The organism is Hydrogenivirga sp. 128-5-R1-1 (assembly GCF_000171895.1).
Window position 1 is genome coordinate 1 of sequence record NZ_ABHJ01000160.1, and the last position, 2,163, is coordinate 2,163.

Genomic DNA, 2,163 nt, shown 5'->3' on the forward strand with positions numbered 1-2,163 from the left:
ACGATTAAAATAAAATATGTACCTGATAAATATATAGTTGAGTTAAAATCTTTAAAACTGTATCTAAATAAATACAGAAACCAGTACATTTCCCATGAAGAAGCTACAAATAAAATATATGAAGACCTTTATAACTTATTAAAACCAAGATTTTTAGAGGTTGTAGGTGATTGGAATCCAAGAGGAAATGTAAAAACTATTATAAAGGTTTCATCGGAAGATAATCAGTAGACACTAACTGCATATTAAATATATATTTTTAATTAACAAAATTATTTACAGAGGTAGGTGCTATGTTTAAGAAATTATTTACCTTAATTTTAGGGTTTGTGATAATAACGTATGCCGAGCAAAAAGAAGCAAAGTTTGAAGTTTCAGATGAAACATATCCAAGCTTAAAAGTTGTATATGACTGGAATTTAAGTTCACCAGAAGATGTAAACCAGGCTTTAAATTATATCTCTAACCATATAAATGCTTATACAAACTATTCACCATTGGCTGAGGTTGAAATTGCTGTTGTTAGTCATGGTCCAGAGGTTGCCATTTTTGCAAAACAAAATGAAAAAAAGTTTAAAGAAGTTATAGAAAGAATGAAATCTTTTCATGATAACTATGGGGTTAAATTTTATGTATGTAATAATGCTCTGAGGTTTATGGGATTTGATAAGAAAGATATACTTCCTTTTGCGATAATAACTCCAGCAGGAGTTGCGAAACTTGCTGCTTTAGAGGAAGAAGGATATAGACTTGTTCCAGCAGTAGTTCATAACATGAAAGTAATTAAGGAAAAATATGGTAAAAAGACTTCTAAGTAGTTTTTTAGCTTTATTTTTATTTGTTATTTTTTCATACGCAAAAGATTTTTATAATTTTGCAGTTTTATCAGGTGAAAACCCGGTAATTGAATATAAAAGATATAAAGCTTTGTCTAATTATATTTCGCAAAAACTACATAAACCTGTTAAATTGAGAATTATAAAAAACGTTGATAAATTTTTGGATTTTTACGAAAAAGGTTTAATAGATATTTCAATTGCCTGTCCTGTAGTTTTTTACGAAATAAAAGAAAAATATGGTGCAAAATCTTTAGCACTTTTAAAAATTAACAATGAAATACTTGAAGCAGGTGTTTGGGTAGTAAGGAAAGATAGTAATATAAAGGAAATAAAAGACTTAAAAGGTAAAAGGATTACTTTAGGAAGCTCTATATGTGCGAGTAATTGTGTTATGCCTCTTTTTGTACTTAGCAAGGAAGGGATAACTTATAAAGATATCCCTGACATGTGGAGTTCAGGAACAGATAAAGCTGCAATTCTTAATGTTCTTGCAGGACTTGCAGATGCAGCTGGAGTAAAAGAAGAATCTGCAAAGAAGTACCTTGATAAAGGAATAAGAATAATAAGTAAATCTCCTTATGTACCAAGATATGTGGTTTCTGTATCCCGTAAATTATCAAAGGAAGATATAAAAGCGTTAAAAAATGTACTTTTTTCTTTGAAAGATAAAAAATTACTTAAAAATATTGGGATTGACGGTTTTGTTGAGGTTCCAGATTTCATGTTTGAAATAATTAAAAATTATAAAGATATATTAAATCAATATCCTTTACTGCAATGAAAAATATACTTAAAAAGTTAACTTACTTAAAAAAATTATCTATTAGATGGAAAGTTTCTTTATCTACCTCTATTTATATTTTAGTTTTGCTTTTTGGGTCTATTTTTTTAACAGCTTTGAGTTTTGAACAAAAACTTATTAACGAAAAAAACACAGCAACTGTAGAAAATATTAAAGGAATCATTGATAGTTATTTAGATAGCTTTATACTTAGAAATTTAGAGAAAATAGATGAAATGATAAAAAAGATAAAGGAAATTTCAGCTGTAGAGGAAGTAAAAGTCATAGATTTTGAAGGTAGAATAATAGGCAGTACAGATATTAAAAACCTTGGAAAAATTGATAAATACCTTTTAACAAAATTTTTAAACAATAAAAACAAAGAATTTATAGAAAATATAAACAACAAATCCATATTTTACTATCCAGTTAAAGTAGATTCAGAGTTATCAGCTATGTAATAACTTCGTATAACCAAACATGATAAAAGATGCCGTGATAAGAGATATGTCTGTATACTCAAACTGGAAGTATAGCAGTTTT

General features: G+C 27.6%; 4 protein-coding genes. All 4 read left to right on the forward strand.

Translation table 11 applies throughout. The features are described from left to right. The coding region (gene queF / locus HG1285_RS03945) for a preQ(1) synthase (protein WP_008288759.1) at positions 1 to 231 on the forward strand (231 nt) is incomplete at its 5' end. A gap of 62 nt (positions 232 to 293) precedes the next feature. Then, the gene (locus HG1285_RS03940) at positions 294 to 818 is read left to right on the forward strand and encodes a DsrE family protein (protein WP_008288760.1); all 525 of its coding nucleotides are present in this window, start codon (positions 294 to 296) and stop codon (positions 816 to 818) included. Next, a complete protein-coding gene (locus tag HG1285_RS03935) occupies positions 796 to 1,620 on the forward strand; it encodes a phosphate/phosphite/phosphonate ABC transporter substrate-binding protein (RefSeq protein WP_008288761.1) in 825 nt (274 codons plus the stop codon). The genes HG1285_RS03940 and HG1285_RS03935 overlap by 23 nt, the downstream gene beginning before the upstream one ends. Then, on the forward strand, positions 1,617 to 2,081 hold the full coding sequence (locus HG1285_RS03930) for a hypothetical protein (RefSeq protein WP_008288762.1): 465 nt from the start codon (positions 1,617 to 1,619) through the stop codon (positions 2,079 to 2,081). Before HG1285_RS03935 ends, HG1285_RS03930 begins: the two co-directional genes overlap by 4 nt. Positions 2,082 to 2,163: the final 82 nt, after the last annotated feature.